The organism is Sphingomonas sp. Mn802worker (assembly GCF_000382485.1).
Classification (GTDB): Bacteria; Pseudomonadota; Alphaproteobacteria; order Sphingomonadales; family Sphingomonadaceae; genus Sphingomonas.
Genome location: NZ_AORY01000004.1, coordinates 166,245 through 185,856, shown reverse-complemented (window position 1 = coordinate 185,856; position 19,612 = coordinate 166,245). Strand labels below are relative to the sequence as shown.

The window sequence follows — 19,612 nt, the reverse complement described above, 5'->3', positions numbered from 1 at the left end:
CTTGCAGCCGTCATCCGCGCGGCTTATCGCCTGCGAATGACAGAAACCCGCGTACCCAGCCGCGTCTTCCCGCGCGCAAAGCAGGATGCCGACGCCGCCCGTCAGAGCATCTCCACCCCACAGACCGAGAGCCCGGCGTACAAGCTGGCGTTCCAGGACATGGACTTCCTCGTCCGCGAGGATTTGCGCCCGGTCCGCTTCCAGCTCGAGCTGCTCAAGACGCAGTTGATCCTGGACGAGGCGCATATCGGCTCGACCTTCGTCTTCTACGGCTCGGCGCGCATCCCCGAGCCCGCCAAGGCGCAGGCGCTGCTCGACATGGCGACCGACGAGAAGAGCCGCCGCATCGCCGAGAGCCTGGTTGCGAAGTCTAAGTACTACGACATGGCGCGCGAACTGGCGCAACTATGCTCCAACTTCCCGCGCGACGAGGCGGGTAAGCGCCACTTCGTGGTCTGCTCGGGCGGCGGCCCGTCGATCATGGAAGCCGCCAACCGCGGCGCGACCGACGTGCACGCCGAGTCGATCGGGTTGAACATCGTCCTGCCGCACGAGCAGGCGCCAAACCCCTACGTTACCCCGTCCTTGTCGACGCAGTTCCACTATTTCGCGCTCCGCAAGATGCACTTCCTGCTTCACGCGCGCGCGCTGGCAGCGTTCCCGGGCGGGTTCGGCACGTTTGACGAGCTGTTCGAGCTGCTGACGCTGATCCAGACCGGCAAGATCGAGCCGATGCCGGTGCTGCTGTTCGGGCGCGAGTTCTGGCAGCGCGTGGTCAATTTCGACGCGCTGGTGGAGGAAGGCGTCGTGTCGGAACGCGACCTGGGCATCTTCCGCTACGTCGAAAGCGCGGCCGAGGGCTGGGCGGTAGTACAGGAATTCTACCGCGAGCGGCAGGAGCGGATGCCGCAGCCGCCGCGTTGAGCGGCTGCCGAACCGACCGACGATCGGGCGCGTCGATCTTCGTGCCCGACCTCCCGTGGCTAACGGGTTTGTTAAGTAGCTTAGGTTATCGCAGAGCACCGTTCGTCATCGGGGTGTCCATGCCGCGTCGTATCCGTTCCCTGCTCACCACCCTTGGAGACGATGTCAACGCGCACGCGCAGCGTAGCGAGGTGATCGCCGCGCAGACAAAGCTGCTGGCGCTCAACGCCGCGATTGAGGCGGCGCGTTCGGGTGAGGCAGGCCGCGGTTTTGCGGTCGTGGCGCAAGAGGTGAAGGCGCTGGCCGGACAGGCGAGCGCTGCCGCCAGTTCGTTCCGCGACGAGGTGCTCGGACGCATCCGGCACGGCGCCGCGATCGCAGGAGAGCTGGTGCAGGAGGTGGAAGGCGGCCGCCTCGGCGAACTCGCGCAGTCGATCGCCGACACGCTGTCGCGCTCGCTGTTCGATCGCTCGATCGACGTCAGGATGCTCGCCAGCGATCAGTCGATCCAGGAAGCGGTCCTGCTCGACGGCGGATCGGCGCCCTTGACGCGCGCCGGAGCCCGCGCGCTTGAGCGATTGCAGTCGCTGCTGCGCTTTTCGCCCTATTTCCTGAACGCCTTTGTCGTCAATGCGGACGGCGACGTCGTCGCATGCGCGCACGACAATGCGGCGGTTCGCGGCGTCAACTTCTCAGGCTATCCGCAATTCAACCACATCATGGCCGGCGGAGCGAGCGGTGGGTGGGCGACCGACGAGGTGTGGGAAAACCCGTGGTCGAACAAGCGAAAGGTGCTGGTCTTCGTCGCTCCGGTGAAGATCGAGGAACAGATCCTAGGCGTCTGTTACCTGGAATATGACTTCGAAGGACAGACTGCCGCGATCCTCGACGTGATCCGACGCGCGAGCAGTCGCGCCACCATCTCGATCGTCGACCGCGCCGCCCGCGTGGTCGCGACCACCGGCCCCTACCCCTTCCACCACGACCTGCCCTATGCCGCCGCAACCGCGGGCGAGGCGCGGCTTCAGTCGCTGGACGGGCTGATCGTGGCGCAGGCGGCGGTCCCGACCGACCACGGCATTCCCGGCCTCGCCTTTCGCTGCATCATCGAGGATCGTGTCGCGCGTGAGGACGAGATCGCCGGCACGCTGCGCCTGCGCGCCGCGCGGGCGGGAAGCGACAACGCGCCTTCGCTGGTCACGCCGCGACGCCTCGACGCTGCGGCGTAGCGCGCGGTTACTGCTTGGCCGGCGGGGTGACCGCCAGCGCTTTGTCCTTCGACGCGTTGGGATCGATCGACGGTGCGCCGGAGGCAGGCGTACCGGTGTTCGCGATGTCGGCGGTGTTGCCCTTCGCCGCGTCGGTCACATTGGCGACCGCTGCGTCCTTTGCACCCGCATCCGCACCCGGTGCCGGGGCAGCGGGCAGCGGCAGGTTCGAGCCCTGCTGGTTGATGTAGGCGATCACGTTGGCGCGATCCTCCGGGCTCGAAAGCCCGGCAAAGGTCATCTTGGTGCCGTTGGCGAACTTGCGTGGAGAAGTCAGCCACGCGTTCATGCGCTCAAAGTCCCAATTGCCGCCGACACCCTTCAACGCGTCGGAAAAGGCGAAGCCGCCCTTGCCCTGCCCGATCGGCTCACCCAGCGTGCCGTACAGGTTGGGTCCGACGCCGTTCGCGCCGCCCTGGTTGATCGTGTGGCAGGCGGCGCACTTCTTGAACACGTCGGCGCCCTTCGCCGGGTCTGCGGTCGGGAGCAAGGACGCGATCGGCACCGCTTTCGCTTCACCGCCGCCGCCGGCCTCCTCGACGCCCTCGATCGCATAGCCCATCTTCTCGGGACGCTCGCCGTGGAAGATCATGCCGCCCACGATCGAAAGCCCCAGCGCCGCACCGCAGCCCGCCAGCACCCAGCCCGCAATCGTGTTGTTCCGATCGTCCATGTCGTAGAACCGCCCCTAATTGTGGCCAACCCATAGAAAAGCGCGGCCAGCACCGCAAGCGCACTTGAGCGACCCGCCCCCGCGCCCTACCCGCCGGCAGCCAGCCATGCAGAACTACGCCGCCCCCGCCCGCCCGATCGTCGACGCGATGATCGCCGCCGCCACCGCCGAGCCCGAGCGCACGGTGTCATTCCAGGGCGCGCCGGGCGCCAACAGCCATGTCGCGATCACCGAAGCGTTCCCCGAGGCGTTGCCGCTGCCGTGCTTCTCCTTTGAGGATGCGCTCGACGCGGTGAAGGAGGGGCGTGCCGCGCACGCGCTGATCCCGATCGAGAACTCGCTCCACGGCCGCGTCGCCGACATCCATTTCCTGCTGCCCGAATCAGGGCTGGTCATCACCGGGGAGCATTTCCTTGCCATCCGCCACGCGTTGATGGGCGTCGGCACAGCGGGTGAAGTGGCAGAGGCGATGAGTCATCCGCAGGCGCTCGGCCAGTGCCGCCACTGGCTGCGCGCGCATAACATCAAGCCGGTCAATTACCCCGACACCGCCGGCGCCGCCGCGATCGTCGCCGAGTTGGCCGATCCGCGCGTCGCCGCGCTGGCGCCGCCGGGTGCTGCCGCGCTTTACGGGTTGAACCTGCTCGGCGTCGACATCGCCGACGCGGACCACAACACCACGCGCTTCGTCGCGCTCGCACGTGGCAGCCGCCCGGCGGTCGGGGGGGACGCGTGGATGACAACCTTCATCTTCGAGGTAAAGAACGTCCCCGCCGCGCTTTACAAGGCGATGGGCGGCTTTGCGACCAACGGCGTCAACATGACCAAGCTGGAAAGCTACCAGCGCGGCGGCAGCTTTGCCGCGACCGAGTTTTTCTGCGACGTGGAAGGGAAACCCGGCGAGCCGGGGTTCGACCGCGCGATGGAGGAACTGGGGTTCCACGCCAAATGGGTCCGCGTGCTCGGCACCTACGCGCAGGCGCGACGCCGCGGCTAGATCACGCCTGGCCGGCACCTCACGGCATTAGGAACGTGCCCTCGATCACCGTCACGCACGCGCCGCCCAGCATCACGCGGTCGCCGTCGAGCCGGCACGACAATCGCCCGCCGCGCGCCGATGCCTGATATGCGCTCATCCGGTCGCGCCCGAGCCGCTCGGCCCAATAAGGCACCATCACTGCGTGCGCCGAGCCGGTGACCGGATCCTCGTCGATGTCGAACGCGGGGACGAACACGCGGCTGACCACGTCGCTCGTCTCGCCCGGCGCGGCGACGATGATGACATAAGGGCCTAGCGGCGCCAGCGCGCGCATGTCGGGCGCGCAATCACGCACCTGTTGCTCGTTCTCGACCACGACCAGCGCATAGCCCTTGTCGTGCCACAGCGTATCCTGCACCGCGCCGTCCGGCAGCTCCAGCCCGGCGACAATCTCGGGCAGCGGCTTTGCCTGCGGCACCCAGGCGGGCAGTGCCATCGCATAACGGTGTCCGTCACGCGCGACCTCGAGCACGCCGGCCTGCCGCGTACGAAAACGGACGCTTTCGCGATCGGCATCGGAGGATAGCACGACATGCCCGCTCGCCAGCGTCGCGTGTCCGCACAGCGCGACCTCTGCGCCCGGCGTGAACCAGCGCAGCTCGTAATCCGCCTCGCCGCTGGTGTCGGGCACCAGGAAAGCGGTTTCGGACAGATTGTTCTCGACCGCGATGGCGAGCAATGTGTCGTCATCAAGCCACTTGGGTAACGGCATCACCGCCGCCGGATTGCCCCCGAACGCTTCCTCGGCGAAGGCGTCGACCTGGGTGAAGGGGATGCGCATCATGTGTCCTTGAAGCTGTCGGGGGAACGACGGCGCTACAGCCGCTTGCCGAACCAGTGCGGTGTTGCGTCGGCCTCGACCAGCGGATTGTCGGTGTCTTCGTGCCCCTCGGGATCGAGGTGGATCAGCGTCTCGACCTTCGGAAAGGTACGCCGCAACGCGATTTCGACCGACTCGACGATGTCGTGCGCCTCACGGACGGTGAGATTGGGGTCGACCTCCATGTGGAATTGCGCGAAATCATGGGAGCCGGCGCGGCGCGTGCGGAAGTCGTGGATGCCGCGGATACCGGGCTGGCGCGCGGCGACTTCCATGAAGGCCGAGCGCTGGTCCTCCGGCCATTCCTTGTCCATCAGCATGTCGATTGCCTGGCTTGACGCCTGAAATGCGCCCCAGACGAGCCACAGCGCGATCGCGATGCCGAAGATCGGATCGGCGCCCTTCACGCCCAGATACTGGTCGATCACCAGCGCGGCGATGACCGCGACGTTCAACAGCACGTCCGATTGATAATGGACGTTGTCGGCAAGGATCGCGACCGATCCGGTCTTGCGGATTACGCTGCGCTGATACGCCAGCAGCACCATCGTCGCGAGGATCGCCAGCACCGACACGCCGATCCCGAGCCCCGCATCCTCGTTGACCTGCGGCGCGGAGAAGCGCTCCACCGCGCGCCACGCGATGCCGATCGCCGAAGCGGTGATCAGCACGACCTGGAACAGCGCCGCGAGCGCCTCCGCCTTGCCGTGCCCGAAGCGGTGGTCGTGGTCGGCAGGCTCGGCAGCGAGCTTGACGCCGTAGAGCGTGACGAGGCTGGCGAGCAGGTCGAGCCCGGTGTCGGCGAGCGACCCGAGCATCGCGACCGATCCGGTGTGCCATGCGGCATAGCCCTTTACCACCAGCAGGCTGGTCGCCATCGCGACGCTCGCCAGCGCGGCGCGCATCGCGATCGGGATCACGCGCTTGCGTTCACTCTCGGTCATGGGAACAGCAATCCTTCGCTCCATCCGTCACCGGTTCGCGTGAAAAGGCGACGCTCGTGCAGGCGATGCGCGCGATCCTGCCAGAACTCGATCCGGTCGGGCGTCACGCGGTAGCCGCCCCAATTGGGCGGGCGCGGCACGTCCTGCCCGTCGAAACGCGCCTTCATCTCCTCGAAGCGTGCCTCGAACGTCGCACGCGTGTCGAGCGGGCGCGACTGGTCGGACGCCCACGCACCCAGTTGCGAGTCCCGGCCGCGGGTCGCGAAATAGGCGTCGCTCTCCGCATCGCTTGCGAAGCTCACCGCGCCTTCGACACGAACCTGCCGCCGCAGCGATTTCCAGTGAAACAGCAGGCCCGCCTGCATGTTCTCGGCCAGCGCCTCGGCCTTGCGGCTGCCGCGGTTGGTGTAGAACACGAAGCCATCCGATCCATGCCCTTTCAGCAGCACCATGCGCAGCGACGGACGCCCGGCGGCGTCGGCCGTCGCTAGCGCCATGGCATTGGGGTCGTTGGGCTCGCTCTCCCTCGCCTCGGCATACCAGGCGTCGAACAGCACGAAAGGATCGTCACTCATGCCCGCTCCATAGCGCAGGCGGCGCGGGTTCGGAACGACTCCTTCGCTCATGATTTGAATCGCTTACGCAACGAAGGGTTTCGATAAATGGCCGCGCGCGCTTACTGGCAGGGGCAAATCCGCCTCGCGCTCGTCTCGATCCCGGTCGAGATCTATTCCGCGACCAAGTCTGGCGCGCAGATCGCGTTTCACCAGATCCACGAACCCTCGGGCGAGCGGATCAAGTATGAGAAGGTCGCCCCTGGCATCGGCCCTGTAGACGCCGACGACATCATCAAGGGCTTCGAGGTCGAGAAGGGCGAGTACGTGCTGCTGGAGCAGGACGAGATCGACGCGGTGAAGCTCGAATCGAAAAAGACGTTGGAGCTGACGCAATTCGTCGATCAGTCGGAGATCGACGTCCTCTATTACGAGAAGCCGTATTTCGTCGTGCCGGCCGATGATCTGGCCGAAGAAGCATTCATCGTGCTGCGCGAGGCGCTACGTCGGACCAAGAAGGTCGGGCTCGGGCAACTGGCGATGCGCGGGCGCGAATATATCGTCAGCCTGAAGCCGTGCGGGCGCGGGCTGATCCTGGAAACGCTGCGCTACGCGGACGAGGTCAACAAGGCGCAAGGATATTTCCGCGACATACCCGACAGCAAGCCTGATCCTGAACTGCTCGACCTCGCCGAGGCGCTGATCGACCGCAAGACCGCGGCGTTCGATCCGCAGGAGTTCCATGATCGCTACGTCGACGCGTTGAAGGACCTGATCGAGCGCAAGCGCAAGTCGAAGAAAAACACGAAGATCATCGAGGACAAGGATGAGGGCGGACGCTCGGCGTCGAACGTCGTTGACCTGATGGCGGCGCTCAAGAAGTCGATGGAGGGCAAGTCGGGCAGCGAGCCGGCGAAGAAGACAGCGCCGAAAACCGATGCCAAGAAACCAGCCGCGAAGAAGCCGGCGACGAAGAAGGCCATACCCGCAAAGAAGCGTGCCTGAGGCAACGATGGCCGTTGTCGACCCCCTCGCCCGCTACAATGCCAAGCGCGATTTCACGCGCACGGCCGAGCCTGCGGGCACGCTGGCGAAAGACCACGGCAACAGCTTTGTGGTGCAGAAGCACGACGCGACGCGGCTGCATTGGGACTTCCGTTTGGAGGTCGACGGCGTGCTGAAAAGCTGGGCGGTGACGCGCGGGCCCAGCCTCGATCCCGACGAGAAACGGCTGGCGGTCAGGACCGAGGATCATCCGCTCGACTACGGCGCGTTCGAGGGCACCATTCCCGAAGGCGAGTACGGCGGCGGCACGGTGATGCTGTGGGACCGCGGCACCTGGTCGCCGATCAAGGGGAAGAGCGCGAAGGACCTCGACGCCGGGCACCTCCACTTCGTTCTCGACGGAGAGCGGATGCGCGGCGAGTGGCTGCTGATCCGCCTCAAACCGCTGGCGAAGGAGAAGCGCGAGAACTGGCTGTTGCGCAAAATCGGCGACGCCGCGGCCGGCGGCACCGACACGTTGGTCGAAACCGCGCTGACCAGCGTGTCGACCGGGCGAACGATGCAAGAGATTGCGGAGGGCAAGAAGCAGAAGCGCAAGCCCGTGCGGAAGAAGGCTGCCCAACCCGCCGCCCTGCCCGCCTTCACCCAACCGCAGTTGTGCGCTCTGGTGGATACGGTGCCGACCGGCACTGCGTGGCTGCACGAGGTGAAGTACGACGGCTACCGCGCGCTGGTCGCAGTGGCGGGTGAAAAAGCGAAGGTATTCACCCGCAGCGGGCTAGACTGGAGCGACAAGTTCCCCGGCATCGCCGCGGCCGCCGCCGCGCTCGACGTGCGATCGGCGTTGATTGATGGCGAGATCGTCGCCTTCAAGGACGGGCGACCGGACTTCTCGACGCTCAAGGACGCGATCGCGTCGGGCGGCGAGATGACGATGTTCGCGTTCGACCTGCTCGCGCTGGATGGTGAGGACCTGACCGCGCTGCCGACGATCGAACGCAAGGCGCGGTTGCAGGCTGTCATCGGCGACGACGCCCGGCTCCACTATGCCGAGCACGTGGTCGGCAGCGGCGAGCAGTTGCTCGACAAGATGTGCGCCGAGGCGCTGGAGGGCGTCGTGTCGAAGCGGGCCGATGCGCGCTACCATGGCGGGCGCTCGTCCGACTGGCTCAAGATCAAATGCACCCGCCGGCAGGAGTTCGTGATTCTGGGCTGGCTGCCCTCGACCAAGAAGCGCGGGTTCAAGTCGCTGCTGCTCGGCGTGCATGATGGCGGCAAGCTGCGCTACGCCGGCAAGGTCGGCACCGGCCTTACGCAGGCGTTGATGAACGACCTGCGCGAACAGCTCGACGCTCGTGCGCGCAAGACCGCGCCTGTCGACGCGCCGCGCGCGATGGTCCGGGGCGCACATTGGGTCCGCCCCGATCTGGTCGCCGAGATCGCCTTCACCGAAACGACGCCCGACGGCCTTTTGCGCCACCCGAGCTTCCTCGGGCTGCGTGGCGACAAGGCAGCGTCCGAGGTCCTGCTCGAACAACCGCGCCCGCTCGCCGCTAAGCCAGCGCCAAGCGTGAAGATCACCAACCGCGACCGCGTGATCGATCCCGATGCTAAGGTGACCAAGGGCGACCTCGCCAATTATTACACCGCGGTCGCCGCGATCATGCTGCCGTGGAGTGGGCACCGTCCGATCAGCCTGGTGCGCTGCCCGCAGGGACGCGCCAAGCAATGCTTTTTCCAGAAGCACGACGCGGGATCGTTCGGCGACGCCGTACACCGGGTAGCGGTCGCGGAAAAGGACGGCGCGCAAGAGGATTACCTCTGGATCGATGACGCCGCAGCGCTGCTCACCTGCGTGCAGATGGGAACGATCGAGTTCCACGGCTGGGGTTCGCGCGTCGACGCGCTGGAGCGGCCCGACCGCATGATCTTCGACCTCGACCCCGACGAGGGGCTGAACTTCGCCGAGACGAAGAAGGCAGCCGAGTTCGTGCGCGATCAATTGGGCGAGATCGGGCTCGCCAGCTTCCCCTTGCTGTCGGGAGGCAAGGGCATCCACGTCGTGGTGCCGCTCACCCCAAAGGCCGATTGGCCCGCCGTGCACGACTTCGCCGAGCGGTTCGCGCGCGCGCTGGCGCAGGCCGACCCTGTGCGCTTCGTGGCGAACATGAGCAAGACGAAGCGCAAGGGTCGCATCTTCATCGACTATCTACGCAACGGACGCGGATCGACCGCGATTATGCCCTATTCAGCGCGGGCGCGCGCCGGCGCGCCGGTCGCCGCACCCGTCACGTGGAGCGAACTGCGCGACCTCGACACCGCTGCGAACTGGCACGTGGGTGACGCCGACGCGCTGATCGCACGCGCGAACGACCGCGCGCTGTCAGGCTGGGGGATTGCGGATCAGGCGTTGCCAAACCTGTAGGGCGCCGCCCATCCGACGCGAGACCGCACCTCTAACCAAGCAGCGACAGTCTAGCCGGTTACGCAGGAGCAGTTGGCCGCGCTTCCTCAGTCACCGCACGCCATGCCGCCACTTCGTCATCGTAGCGGCGCAGCACCGTCACTTCTCCCGCCCGCTCGGACGCGAGGTCGACCTCGACCTCTCCGTCCCACTCCCATGTCGCATTACCGTTGAGCGTCACCATCGCGTCGACCTCGGCGCGCGCACGGACCAGCCCGCCGCGGTTGAGCACGGTGATCTCGCGCCCGAACTCCACTCGGCCGGTCAGGCACGCGGCATAGGTCGACGCCGCCATCGCGCTGCCGCAGCTGTTGGTCAGGCCCACCCCGCGCTCGAACGTGCGGACGAACAAGGTGGTGTCGCCGCGCCGCTCGACGAAGGACACGTTGGCGCGATTGGGAAGCCATGCCGGCGCCGCCTCGCACGCCTCGCCGACTGCGACCAGTTCGGCCTCGTCGATCCGGTCGACGAAGGTGACGAGATGCGGGTTGGGGATCGCGATCGCGGTAAAGGCACGCTGGCTCGACAGCCCGGGCACGACCGCATCGATCAGCCGTTCGGGGGCGCCAATGATCGGCCAGTCCGCCGTCGCGAGCGATACCGGACCCGCCGTCTCCGCCACCGTGTACACGCCGGGTGCGAGATCGCCGACATGCTCGACCTGCGCGTGCGAGGTCTTCAACCGGACAGTGGCGGTCTCGACCCCGGCCGCCGCGAAGCCGGCGCGCGCGACGCAGCGCAGTCCGTTCAGGCACGTCTCCGCCTCCGATCCGTCGCTGTTGAACATCCGCATGCCGAACGCCGCCGCCTCGTCGCCCACAACCAGCGCAAGGATGCCGTCGCCGCCGACCGGCCCGTCGCGCGTCGCGAGCACGCGCGCGAGACTGGCCCATTCGCCGTCCGACAAGCTCCAGTCGCGTGCGTCGACCAGCGGGAAATCATTGCCCGATCCGTGGCATTTGGTGAAGCGCACCAGCATCAACAGGCTCCGGCGGCGGGATGAACGATCGTCATGACGGCTCCTATCGGCGCGAAGGGCCAACCGGTTCAAGCCGGCTTGGTTGCGCATCCAGCGTCGACGCGCGCATCAGGGCAGCCGGTAATGATCCGCAAGCCGGTCAAGCGCCAGCCCCAGCACCAGCCGCCCGCTGCGCGCCGGCCAGCCGAGATCGCGCTCGGCCGCGGGAAGCGCCTCGCCCGCGCAGATCACGCGCCACAGGATGTCCGACAACCCCCGCCCCGCCGCCGCGATGGCGGCGTCGAAGCGCCGCTTCGCCGCCACCTGCCGCTCACCGGGGCTGAGGCCGTCGCCCGTCCCGCCGTCGACGCGCGCTTCCCAGCGCATCGTCACCGCCGGCGTAATCGCCGCACTCTCGTAATCGCAGCGCAACCGCTCGCCCGCTTCTGCCTGCCGCGCCGACACTAGTCCGCGCGCGGCAAGCCAGGCGAGCGGCGACTCGCGCAGGTTGACGGTGACGCTGCGTCCCGTCACCCGCCGGCCGGGCGGCACCGCGCACTGCCGCCCGCTCGCATCGATCATCCGGTCCACCAACTCGCGCATGTCGACTCCCATCGCTCTATCCGGCGCGGGCGTTGGCACGATCGGGCATGTGTAGGACAGCCGACTGATACACCTGGGAGTGAGAAGGCGTTGACCAGCTAGTCTCGCACCGTCCGCCATGCCCGGTAACCGATCACCGCGAGGCCGATCATCACCGCATAGAGCCCCGCCGTCAGCACAAGCCCCTTCACGACGAACATGCCGACATAGATGATGTCGACCGCGATCCAGAGCAGCCAGCTTTGGCGATGACGGCGCGCCGTCCAATATTGCGCAACCAGGCTGAAGCTGCTGAGCATCGCGTCAAGCCATGGCAGCGCCGCATCGGTATAGCGACTGGTGAACCATCCGATCGCCACCCCGCCGAGCACGCCGGCGGCCAGACCTGCCAGCGCGCGCACCCGCCGCAGCGGCAGCACGATGACCTCGCCGGTGTCGTGCCTGCTGCGAAGCCAGACGATCCAACCATAGAGGATGCCGACGCCGAACAGCGCCTGGAGCACCATGTCGGCGTAGAGGCGCACGTCGAGGAACAGCTTGAAGTACAAGGCACAGGCGACGAGGTTGAGCGGCCAGCACAGCATGTTGCGCCGCGCCGTCAGCCAGATCGCAAGGAAGCTGGTCGCGACAGCGGCGACCTCGAGCGGCGACATCAAAGGCTGCGACCGGCGCGAAGCCGCGTGAGGAAGTCCTTCCCCACTGCGGAACGGAACCAGTCGGCGTGACCGAGGAGATAGCCCTCCCAGGCCAGCGACGCCGCATCGGGATCACCGACGATCCCGGCGAAATAATCGATCTCGGACAAAGCGAATTCGACATGCACCAGCGGCAGCAGCCGAGTGAGCAAGTCGATCTCGTCGCGGTTCAATGGGCGGATCGCCTCATATCCGGCGAGCAGCGCAAACGCGGCCGCAGGGTTGGCGATGGTATCGTCGCCCACTTGGCCGAGTTCCAGCCATGCGAAAGCGGTCCGCTCGATCGCGATCGCCAGATCGTGCAGGGCGCAGGTCCGATCGGCCAGACCGAAGTCGAACACGGTTTCAACCGTGCCGTCCGCCATCCAGAGCAGATTGGACGGGTGCCAATCGTTGTGGGTCCACAGCGGTGGCTGATCGGCGAGGCGGCGCGGCAGGTCGTCGCCTGTCGCCGCGAAGAGCGACGACAGCCAGCGTTGCGACTGCCGTCCCGACAGAAACGCAGCCAATGCCGGACGTGCATCGACATAGGCCTCGGCGCCGGACAGCGGATCTGACGCCGACAGGATGGAAAGGCTGGCGACGAGCGGTTGCGTGACGCGGGCCGGCGCATCGAAGCCGCGCGACGCCTCATGCAGTCGAGCCAGCGCGATGCCCGCTTCACGAGCATGCACCTCGGACAGGAACGGCGTCCATGACGGACGGTCGCGGTACACATCGTTCCCCGCCCCGCGCCTATGGAGTTCGTAGCTCCATTCACCCACCGCGACCGCGCTCTCCCCGTCGGCCGTCCGCAGCGCATCGGGCACCGATGTTCCGGCGCTGGCGAGATGCGCGATGAAGGCATGCTCCTCCGCCAAGCCGGCGACCGTACGCACCCGGCGATCGTGGCGTTTGAGAACAAGCGCGCCGTCCACCGTGTCGATCAGCGTCGCCGCCGAGAACGGACGCGGGGAATGCCAGCACAATGCTTCGATCGGTGCGGCGGTCGGGAAGCGGGCAAGCACGGCCTCCGCTTCGTCCTGCGTGATCGCAGGCCATGTCGGCGCCTCCATCGCCAGCACCATGCCGTGCACGCGGTGGCCAGTTACCGCATCCTCAGCATTACTCACGCTCAGAAACCACGCGACACGGTGGCGACGACGGCTGCGCCGCTGCCGACGTAATATGCCGGCGCGGAGCCGGTGATGAGCGTGCCGCGTCGCCCGACGACGTCGCCGGCGTTGGTGCTGACCGACTGGACGCCGGCCAGCACATGCGGATTGGTCACGTTGATCGCGTTGACGCGCAGGTCGGTCCGCTTGCCGTCGAGCCAATCCGCCAAGTGCACGCCGAGCGCGATGTCGAGCGTCGCGTAGCCCCTGATGCTCTCGTCGTTGATGAACGTGGCATATTGGCGCCCGACGTATTTGCCGGCGATGCTGCCGAACAGGCGACCGTCGTCATACGTGCCACCGCCCCCGATCTGCACCACCGGACTCGACACCGCGCGCTTGCCCCGCGTCGGCAGATAATCGGCACCGACGGGCAGATCGTCGTCGATCCGCGCGCGCAGATACTCGCCCGAGACGTAGACGCTGACGCCCTTGGCGGGGCGATAGTCGATCTCGGCATCGACCCCGAAGGAGGTCTGCCCGCCGGCGTTCAGCGTCGAATTGACCTGCGCGCCGCCGGCATCGATCACGGTTGCAAGCTGGCGATTGCGGAACTTGTAGTGGAAGCCGGTGATCGACCCCGACAGGCTGGGGCCGATGTAGCGATAGCCAACTTCCTGCGAGATCGAATATTCGTTCTTCAGCGTATCGGTGCCGCGGGTCGACACGACGCCGCCATCATAGCTGTCGTAGAGCGTGAACTCATTGGGCGTGCGGAAATTGGTCGTAACGTTGGCGAACAGCTGCTGGCGGTCGTCCAGCGCGTAGTGGATCGCGGCGCGTGGCAGCAGGGTGAAGTTGTCACCCCTGACGCGGCTCTGCGGTCCGGGCAGATAGTTGCGCCCCGAACGCAGCAATCCGACTCCCTTGACCCCGGCATCGATCGTCAGGCGGGGCCCGAGCGCGATACTGTCGGCGAGGAAGAACGCTTTCGTCACGGTGACGGTGCGCTGGTTCTCATAGGCGAGCAGGCGACCATCGGCGGTGCGGATCGCCTTCTTGCGGTAACCCCATTCGTCAGCCGGGCGCCCGTCGGCATCGACCGCGGTGTAGGATTGCGTGACCCGGTCGGTGCCGTAATCGAACCATAGGCCGGCGGTGATCCGGTGGACGCCCGCCTGCAGCGTCAACTTGCTGACGCTGCCCGTGCGCATCTGATCGCCGGTATAATTGCCCAGCACGTTTGCCACGCCATCAACCGCCCCGGGCAGGGCGATCGGTTGCGCCAGCTCCTCATTACCCAGAAAGTTGCCGGTGGTGGCGAGCTGCGTGCCATATGGCGAGTTGCCGTAGCCGAACTGGAGATAGCTCGTGCTGTCGAGCGTCAGCCGATCGCTCAGCCCGACATGCACCGGGGCGGAGGCGTAGAGGTTGCGGAACGGCGCGCGGTAGAGCCGCCAGTAGTTGGTGTCTCCCGGCGTATAGCGCGCGTCGTAGTTGAAGTTACGCCCTTGGGCCTGCCACTCGGCAAGCGTCGGGCTGGGATAGCTCGCCGAATTGGCGTCGTTGTACGACAATGCCAGGCTGGCGCGGTTGCCGTTCCCCCACTCGCGCAGCAGCTTGGCATCGACGTGCTGGCGCGTGTCATAGCCCGCACCACGCCAATTGTCCGCGCGCGTGTTCGAATAGGACACGAACGCCTTCAGCCCTGTCGTGCCGATCGCACCCGTGTCGACACGGGCGAACACGCGGCGCAGCGCAAAGGACCCGAGCGAAAGATCGACCAGCGCCTGCCGCGTCGCCTTGGGATCGTCGAGCGTCAGCGACAGCAACCCGCCCGCGCCGACGACCGTCGGCGAGCCTAGGTCGACCGACCCTTGCGCCAATGCGATCTGCCGCACGTTGCCCGGATCGGCGAATTGCGACGGATAAGCGTAATAATAGCCGATGTCGTTCTGCGGTGCGCCTTCCAGCAGCACGCCGATCTCGTCCTGCCCCAGTCCGCGCAGCGTCAGACTCGAACTCGTCGACAGGCCATAGGGGTCGCTCGAGGCGACGTTCGCACCGGGCAGCAGGTTGACGAGCTGAAACGCGTTGAGCGTCGGGGCCTGCTTGACGATGAAGTCGGAGGAGATCGCGCTGACCGCCTTCGGTTCGGTCTGGTCCGGCAACAGACCTTCGGGATCGCGGTGACCGACGACGCGGATGTCGTTCGGCACGTCGGTCGTCTGCTGCGCCGAGGCGGCCCCGGGTAAAGCCACGGCAGCCGCGAACAGCGCCACGCCGCCATAGCGGATCGTCAGATGAGCATACGAAATCTTGGCCGGCATCGTGTCAGGTCCACTCCACATGGAGGGACGACGGAGCCGCGACCCTCCCTACGCCGGTATGACCCGGATCAGGTTCAGCGGGTCATGGGCTGCTGCCCACCTCTCAACCGCGCGTCAGCGGTCCCCCGGGGATAGCGCCGTCTACGCGGTTCTGACGTCCGTGCAAACGCCGATCGTCGAAGTCGGGCGCGATCCGGTTACGATCGTTCGGCAGAAGCCCGGCTCCCTGTCGCGCTATTGGTGTCGATTGCAGCCGGGCGCTGGCTATGACACCGCAGATACCAATCGGAGAAGGTACAGTGATGACAGATGCCGCAATCGTACTTGCCGTGGATCACACGGGCTTCGCCGTTTCATCGTTGGATGAAGCCGTGCGCTTCTGGACCGAAGCGCTCGGTTTCACGCTCGAACGTCGATCGGAGATGGGGGGCGACTTCCTGCAGCAGGTGACCGGTGTCGATGATCCGAGCGTGAAGACGGCGATCGTCAGGGCATCCGACGGCTATGTGGTGGAACTGCTGCAATACTCGCAAGGGCACCAGAACGGGATTGTGCCCGACAGCGCGGGATCGATCGGAGCGGGTCACCTGGCTTTGGCCGTGCAGGATATCCACGCCACCATCGCTCGCGTCGAGGTGGCAGGATGGAAGGCCAAAGGCAGTCCCTTGCCGATCCAGGGTGGCCCACGAAAGGGAACGTTGGTCGCCTACGTTTCGGGGCCCGACCATATCACGATAGAGCTGATGCAGCCGCCCGCCGGGTGATCGATGATCCCGCCAACGTCTTCCCACCTCACCATCTTTCGAAAGCGATGGCGCAACGTCGTCGGCACAGGTTGAAAGCAGACGTAGCCATCATACCGGAGCGGCGTCCGGCCCGGCGCCGTAATGGTGCCAGGTGAAGATCGCCGCCGCGCCGCGGTGTGGGCGCCAGCCTTCTGCAATCTCGCGGGTCAGCTTCTCGCTCGGGCGGGCATCGTGGCCCAGGATGCGGCCGACCTCGATCTGCACCGCCAGGTCGCCCGCCGGCCAGATGTCGGGGCGGCCTTCGGCGAACAGCAGATATACCTCGGCCGACCAGCGCCCGATCCCCTTGATGCGGACGAGTTGCGCGACCGCTTCCTCATCGTCGGCGGACAGATGTGTCAGGTCGAGCCGGCCGCTCAGCACCTCCTCGGCGAGGCTGCGCGCATAGCCCGTCTTCTGCCGCGAGAAGCCGCAGGCGCGTAACGCCTCGTCGCTCGCCGCCGCGATGACGGCGGGATCGTTCGGATCGCCGACCTGCTCCTCCAGCTTGCGCCACACCGCGTCGGCGGCGCGCACGCTCACCTGCTGCCCCACGATCGTGCGCAGCAGGGTGGCATAGCCGCGCTGGCGGATGCGCGGCGCGGGATAGCCGACGCGCGCGATCGCGGCGGCGAAGGCGGGCTCGATCGCGCCCAGCGCATCGAGCCCGGCACGCAGGTCGCGCTCGTTCAGGCCCATTGCGGAACCGCTCGCGCCACCCATTGCCCGGGCGCGCCCGACGCGGCATGGCGGCGCAAACTTGTCGGAGACATCATCATGCCCAAGCTTATCGTCGTCACGCGCGAGGGGGAAGAACGCGAGATCGAGGGCGAGGTCGGCCTGTCGGTAATGGAAGTGATCCGCGACGCAGGTATCGACGAGATCCTGGCGCTGTGCGGCGGCTGCTGTTCATGCGCAACCTGCCACGTCCACGTCGATCCCGCCTTCGCCGATCGCCTGCCCGCGATGAGCGAGGATGAGAACGACCTGCTCGACTCGTCCGCAGACCGCAATGCCGGATCGCGCCTGTCGTGCCAGATCCAGTTCACCGCGGCGCTCGACGGCTTGAAGGTGCGGATCGCCGAGGAGGATTGAGGCTGGCGGGCGCGGTCACCGCCGCGCCCGATCATCCCCGCGCCGCCACCGCATAGAGTGCGATCGCGGCGGCGTTGGAGACGTTCAGGCTCTCCACCTTGCCCGAGATCGGCAGCCGCGCGAGCTGGTCGCAATGCGCCTCGGTATTCTGCCGCATCCCCTCGCCCTCCGCGCCGAGCACGATTGCGGGGCGGGTCTCGCCCAGCTGCTCACCCAGCGTCGCGGAAGCGTGGCCAGTCAGCCCGATGCGCCAGAACCCCGCCTCGCCGATCTCGTCGAGCGCGCGCGCGAGATTGACGACGCGCACCCACGGCACGACCTCCAGCGCACCCGAGGCCGAGCGCGCGAGCACGCCCGATTCAGGCGGAGCGTGACGGTCCTGCGTGACGATGCCGAGCGCGTCGAATGCCGCGGCGGAGCGCATGATCGCACCGACATTGTGCGGGTCGGTCACCTGATCGAGCACGATCAGCGGGCGGCGATCACCCTCGCCCTGTGCGAGCAGGTCCCCTAGCCAGATCTCCTCGAGCGGATCGACCTCCGCCACCAGCCCCTGATGCGGCGCGTCATTCGGCACCAGCCGGCCGAGATCGGGCGCCTCGGCAAAGACGACCGGCAGCGACGAAGGGATATCGAGCGTCGACAGCGCCTCGCGCGTGCCCCACATCTTGCGGACGACGCGTTCAGGGTTGGCGAGCGCGGCAGTGACCGCGTGACGGCCCCAGAAGCGCGGGCGATTGCCCTGCGTCTGGCTGGGACGATGGCCGCGACGCGCCATCAGCGCTGAAATTCTATAAGCATGGTGGCGTGCCTATGCCGGGGGCACCGCGTGCGCAAGCGTGCGGCTGCTGCGCGCGCGAAGGGGCTTGCGCACGGCCGCACACGCCTCTAGGAGCCGCCTTCTTCGTCGCAGCAGCGGCGCAGAACCGCGGCTTGACCAGCCGCCTGCACCCCGCCTTGAGCAGCGTGCAGCAGGCGTCGGACACACGTCCGCGCCGACCCGGATGGAAGGGTGGCCGAGTGGTTAAAGGCAGCAGACTGTAAATCTGCCCGCGTGAGCGTACACTGGTTCGAATCCAGTCCCTTCCACCACCCCTTACATGGCTGTTTTTGTTGGGTGATTTGCCCAGCGCGCGCCTCCTAGCCAGCTTACAGTTAAGACAGCTTGGGTAAGTCGTGGGTAAACGGATTAACGCGGGTGGTGTTCAGCGTCGCGACCGCCTCATCGATGTGTGATCCGTGAATATGCATATAATGTTCCACCATCGCGGTTGTCTTGTGTCCGCTGATTCGCTTGATCGTAAGGAGGTCGACGCCAGCCTTCACCAGACGCGTGATAGCGGTATGGCGCATGACGTGCGGAGTACATGCCTTCGACGTGAGTCCAGCGGCTTCGACGCAGCGACGAAAGGCAATCCCTAGCTCTCGCCGATGGCCGCTCTTGCTATCGCTCCGAGAGGCAGGGAATATCCACCCTTCCTTATCGTCGCGTTTCGCCTGTTCGCGGCTAAGTGCGTCCGCTAGAGCCACGGTGATCGGTTGGTTTCGTTCCCCCGCTTTCGCACGGTCGATCCATATCCGATTAGTCGCGAAGTCAACGTCGCTGAATTTCCGACAAACAATCTCTCCGTGTCTCATCGCTGTGTTAAGACCGAAGAGAACAAACAAGTGCGTGTGCGGATCGAAGTCTTTTTTCGACGCAGCGATAAGTCTGTCACACTCTTCCACGGTTAGCACTTGTATAGGTTTTCTAGCCTCTTTTTCCTTCGGAATGTCAGGCACCGCCTCCGGCTTTACCCATTGCCAACCCTTGGATGATGCACGTCGCATCATGTGAGAGAATGTCGAAAGTTCCCTATTGATAGTGGCGGGCGTGGCCTTCGAGCTTTCTCGATGAGTACGATACTGTCGCAATCGGAAATCTGTTATTTTGTCGAGCCGGTCCGTACCGAGGAATGGGACAAGGTAGTTCCGCAGGTGTCGGCGCTTATTGGCCAAATCCTTTCCGCCCGTTTCCTGCATACGCGTGAGATAGCTCTCGGCGGCTTCGGCGAACGAGCGATGCAGCTTTCGTCCCTTAGGCAGGTTCAGCCTTTCCTCCCTTGCATGGGTCCGCAGCGTTTCTAGCTCCCGCTCGCACGTTTCCCGCCGCACCCCGCCGCTATGCGTTCCTATGGTGCGGTGGATGCGTTCGCCGTCCACCATCGTCTGTATTCTGTAGCGGATATCACCGGTCTTCGTTCGCGTGGCAACGATGGCATGTTCGGTGATGGATTGCCCGGGAGTAAGTGCTTTCAAAGCTGATTGGTGAAGGTATTTGTATTTGAGTGCCACGTTACTAACTCGCAATAGGTCATGTAG

Annotated in this window: 19 protein-coding genes, 1 tRNA gene and 1 riboswitch; of the genes, 8 read left to right on the top strand and 12 right to left on the bottom strand. The window is 66.1% G+C overall.

What is annotated here, in order from left to right; translation table 11 throughout:
• Positions 1-36: 36 nt before the first annotated feature.
• Together SMN802W_RS0104325 and SMN802W_RS17500 are read left to right on the top strand one after the other, a co-directional pair.
• A complete protein-coding gene (locus tag SMN802W_RS0104325) occupies positions 37-924 on the top strand; it encodes an LOG family protein (RefSeq protein ID WP_019515664.1) in 888 nt (295 codons plus the stop codon).
• A gap of 119 nt (positions 925-1,043) precedes the next feature.
• A complete protein-coding gene (locus SMN802W_RS17500) occupies positions 1,044-2,153 on the top strand; it encodes a cache domain-containing protein (RefSeq protein WP_019515663.1) in 1,110 nt (369 codons plus the stop codon).
• A gap of 7 nt (positions 2,154-2,160) precedes the next feature.
• On the opposite strand, the gene SMN802W_RS0104315 is transcribed toward SMN802W_RS17500, so the two are convergent.
• Complete coding sequence (locus SMN802W_RS0104315) at positions 2,161-2,865, bottom strand: c-type cytochrome (RefSeq protein WP_019515662.1); 705 nt, start codon at positions 2,863-2,865, stop codon at positions 2,161-2,163.
• A 106-nt stretch (positions 2,866-2,971) separates the two neighbouring features.
• On the opposite strand from SMN802W_RS0104315, the gene SMN802W_RS0104310 reads away from it, so the two are divergent.
• Entirely contained in the window at positions 2,972-3,862 is an 891-nt protein-coding gene (locus SMN802W_RS0104310) for a prephenate dehydratase (RefSeq protein WP_019515661.1), read from the top strand.
• Positions 3,863-3,881: 19 nt separating this feature from the next.
• Here the strand turns inward: SMN802W_RS0104310 and SMN802W_RS0104305 are convergent, their stop codons facing one another.
• From SMN802W_RS0104305 to pdxH, 3 genes are read right to left on the bottom strand one after another with little or no spacing between them, the layout of a single operon-like run.
• Positions 3,882-4,685, bottom strand: coding sequence for a PhzF family phenazine biosynthesis protein (locus SMN802W_RS0104305; protein WP_026325734.1), 804 nt, complete (start codon positions 4,683-4,685; stop codon positions 3,882-3,884).
• Between the two features lie 35 nt (positions 4,686-4,720).
• A complete protein-coding gene (locus SMN802W_RS0104300; protein ID WP_019515659.1) occupies positions 4,721-5,668 on the bottom strand; it encodes a cation diffusion facilitator family transporter in 948 nt (315 codons plus the stop codon).
• Positions 5,665-6,243 carry a pyridoxamine 5'-phosphate oxidase gene (gene pdxH, locus SMN802W_RS0104295; protein ID WP_019515658.1) on the bottom strand — a complete coding sequence of 193 codons (579 nt, stop codon included), beginning with the start codon at positions 6,241-6,243 and terminating at the stop codon, positions 5,665-5,667. Before pdxH ends, SMN802W_RS0104300 begins: the two co-directional genes overlap by 4 nt.
• Positions 6,244-6,330: 87 nt before the next feature.
• On the opposite strand from pdxH, the gene ku reads away from it, so the two are divergent.
• Together ku and ligD are read left to right on the top strand one after the other, a co-directional pair.
• Complete coding sequence (ku, locus tag SMN802W_RS0104290; RefSeq protein ID WP_019515657.1) at positions 6,331-7,227, top strand: non-homologous end joining protein Ku; 897 nt, start codon at positions 6,331-6,333, stop codon at positions 7,225-7,227.
• A gap of 7 nt (positions 7,228-7,234) precedes the next feature.
• Positions 7,235-9,652 (top strand): DNA ligase D, encoded by a 2,418-nt coding sequence (gene ligD / locus SMN802W_RS0104285; RefSeq protein ID WP_019515656.1) that lies wholly within the window; start codon positions 7,235-7,237, stop codon positions 9,650-9,652.
• Positions 9,653-9,710: 58 nt separating this feature from the next.
• On the opposite strand, the gene dapF is transcribed toward ligD, so the two are convergent.
• From dapF to SMN802W_RS0104260, 5 genes are all read right to left on the bottom strand, one after another.
• The gene (dapF, locus tag SMN802W_RS0104280) at positions 9,711-10,670 is read right to left on the bottom strand and encodes a diaminopimelate epimerase (RefSeq protein ID WP_019515655.1); all 960 of its coding nucleotides are present in this window, start codon (positions 10,668-10,670) and stop codon (positions 9,711-9,713) included.
• A 108-nt stretch (positions 10,671-10,778) separates the two neighbouring features.
• Positions 10,779-11,252: a DUF6456 domain-containing protein gene (locus SMN802W_RS0104275; RefSeq protein ID WP_026325733.1), complete on the bottom strand. Its 474-nt coding sequence runs from the start codon at positions 11,250-11,252 to the stop codon at positions 10,779-10,781.
• 98 nt (positions 11,253-11,350) lie between these two features.
• Positions 11,351-11,905, bottom strand: a complete 555-nt coding sequence (pnuC, locus tag SMN802W_RS0104270; protein ID WP_019515653.1) for a nicotinamide riboside transporter PnuC — start codon at positions 11,903-11,905, stop codon at positions 11,351-11,353.
• A complete protein-coding gene (locus tag SMN802W_RS0104265) occupies positions 11,905-13,014 on the bottom strand; it encodes a phosphotransferase enzyme family protein (protein ID WP_019515652.1) in 1,110 nt (369 codons plus the stop codon). The genes pnuC and SMN802W_RS0104265 overlap by 1 nt, the downstream gene beginning before the upstream one ends.
• A gap of 47 nt (positions 13,015-13,061) precedes the next feature.
• On the bottom strand, positions 13,062-15,371 hold the full coding sequence (locus SMN802W_RS0104260) for a TonB-dependent receptor (protein WP_019515651.1): 2,310 nt from the start codon (positions 15,369-15,371) through the stop codon (positions 13,062-13,064).
• Positions 15,372-15,399: 28 nt separating this feature from the next.
• Positions 15,400-15,509: riboswitch (TPP riboswitch) on the bottom strand.
• Positions 15,510-15,673: 164 nt separating this feature from the next.
• On the opposite strand from SMN802W_RS0104260, the gene SMN802W_RS0104255 reads away from it, so the two are divergent.
• Entirely contained in the window at positions 15,674-16,135 is a 462-nt protein-coding gene (locus SMN802W_RS0104255) for a VOC family protein (RefSeq protein ID WP_019515650.1), read from the top strand.
• Positions 16,136-16,225: 90 nt separating this feature from the next.
• On the opposite strand, the gene SMN802W_RS0104250 is transcribed toward SMN802W_RS0104255, so the two are convergent.
• Positions 16,226-16,855 carry a DNA-3-methyladenine glycosylase family protein gene (locus tag SMN802W_RS0104250; RefSeq protein WP_019515649.1) on the bottom strand — a complete coding sequence of 210 codons (630 nt, stop codon included), beginning with the start codon at positions 16,853-16,855 and terminating at the stop codon, positions 16,226-16,228.
• Positions 16,856-16,933: 78 nt separating this feature from the next.
• Here SMN802W_RS0104250 and SMN802W_RS0104245 point away from each other — a divergent pair, with 78 nt between their 5' ends.
• Entirely contained in the window at positions 16,934-17,251 is a 318-nt protein-coding gene (locus tag SMN802W_RS0104245) for a 2Fe-2S iron-sulfur cluster-binding protein (RefSeq protein WP_019515648.1), read from the top strand.
• 31 nt (positions 17,252-17,282) lie between these two features.
• Here SMN802W_RS0104245 and rlmB read toward each other — a convergent pair whose 3' ends face one another.
• Entirely contained in the window at positions 17,283-18,029 is a 747-nt protein-coding gene (gene rlmB / locus SMN802W_RS0104240; protein ID WP_019515647.1) for a 23S rRNA (guanosine(2251)-2'-O)-methyltransferase RlmB, read from the bottom strand.
• 228 nt (positions 18,030-18,257) lie between these two features.
• Here rlmB and SMN802W_RS0104235 point away from each other — a divergent pair.
• Positions 18,258-18,343, top strand: a tRNA-Tyr gene (locus SMN802W_RS0104235).
• A gap of 63 nt (positions 18,344-18,406) precedes the next feature.
• On the opposite strand, the gene SMN802W_RS17835 is transcribed toward SMN802W_RS0104235, so the two are convergent.
• On the bottom strand, positions 18,407-19,585 hold the full coding sequence (locus tag SMN802W_RS17835) for a tyrosine-type recombinase/integrase (protein WP_156818723.1): 1,179 nt from the start codon (positions 19,583-19,585) through the stop codon (positions 18,407-18,409).
• Positions 19,586-19,612 lie beyond the last annotated feature (27 nt).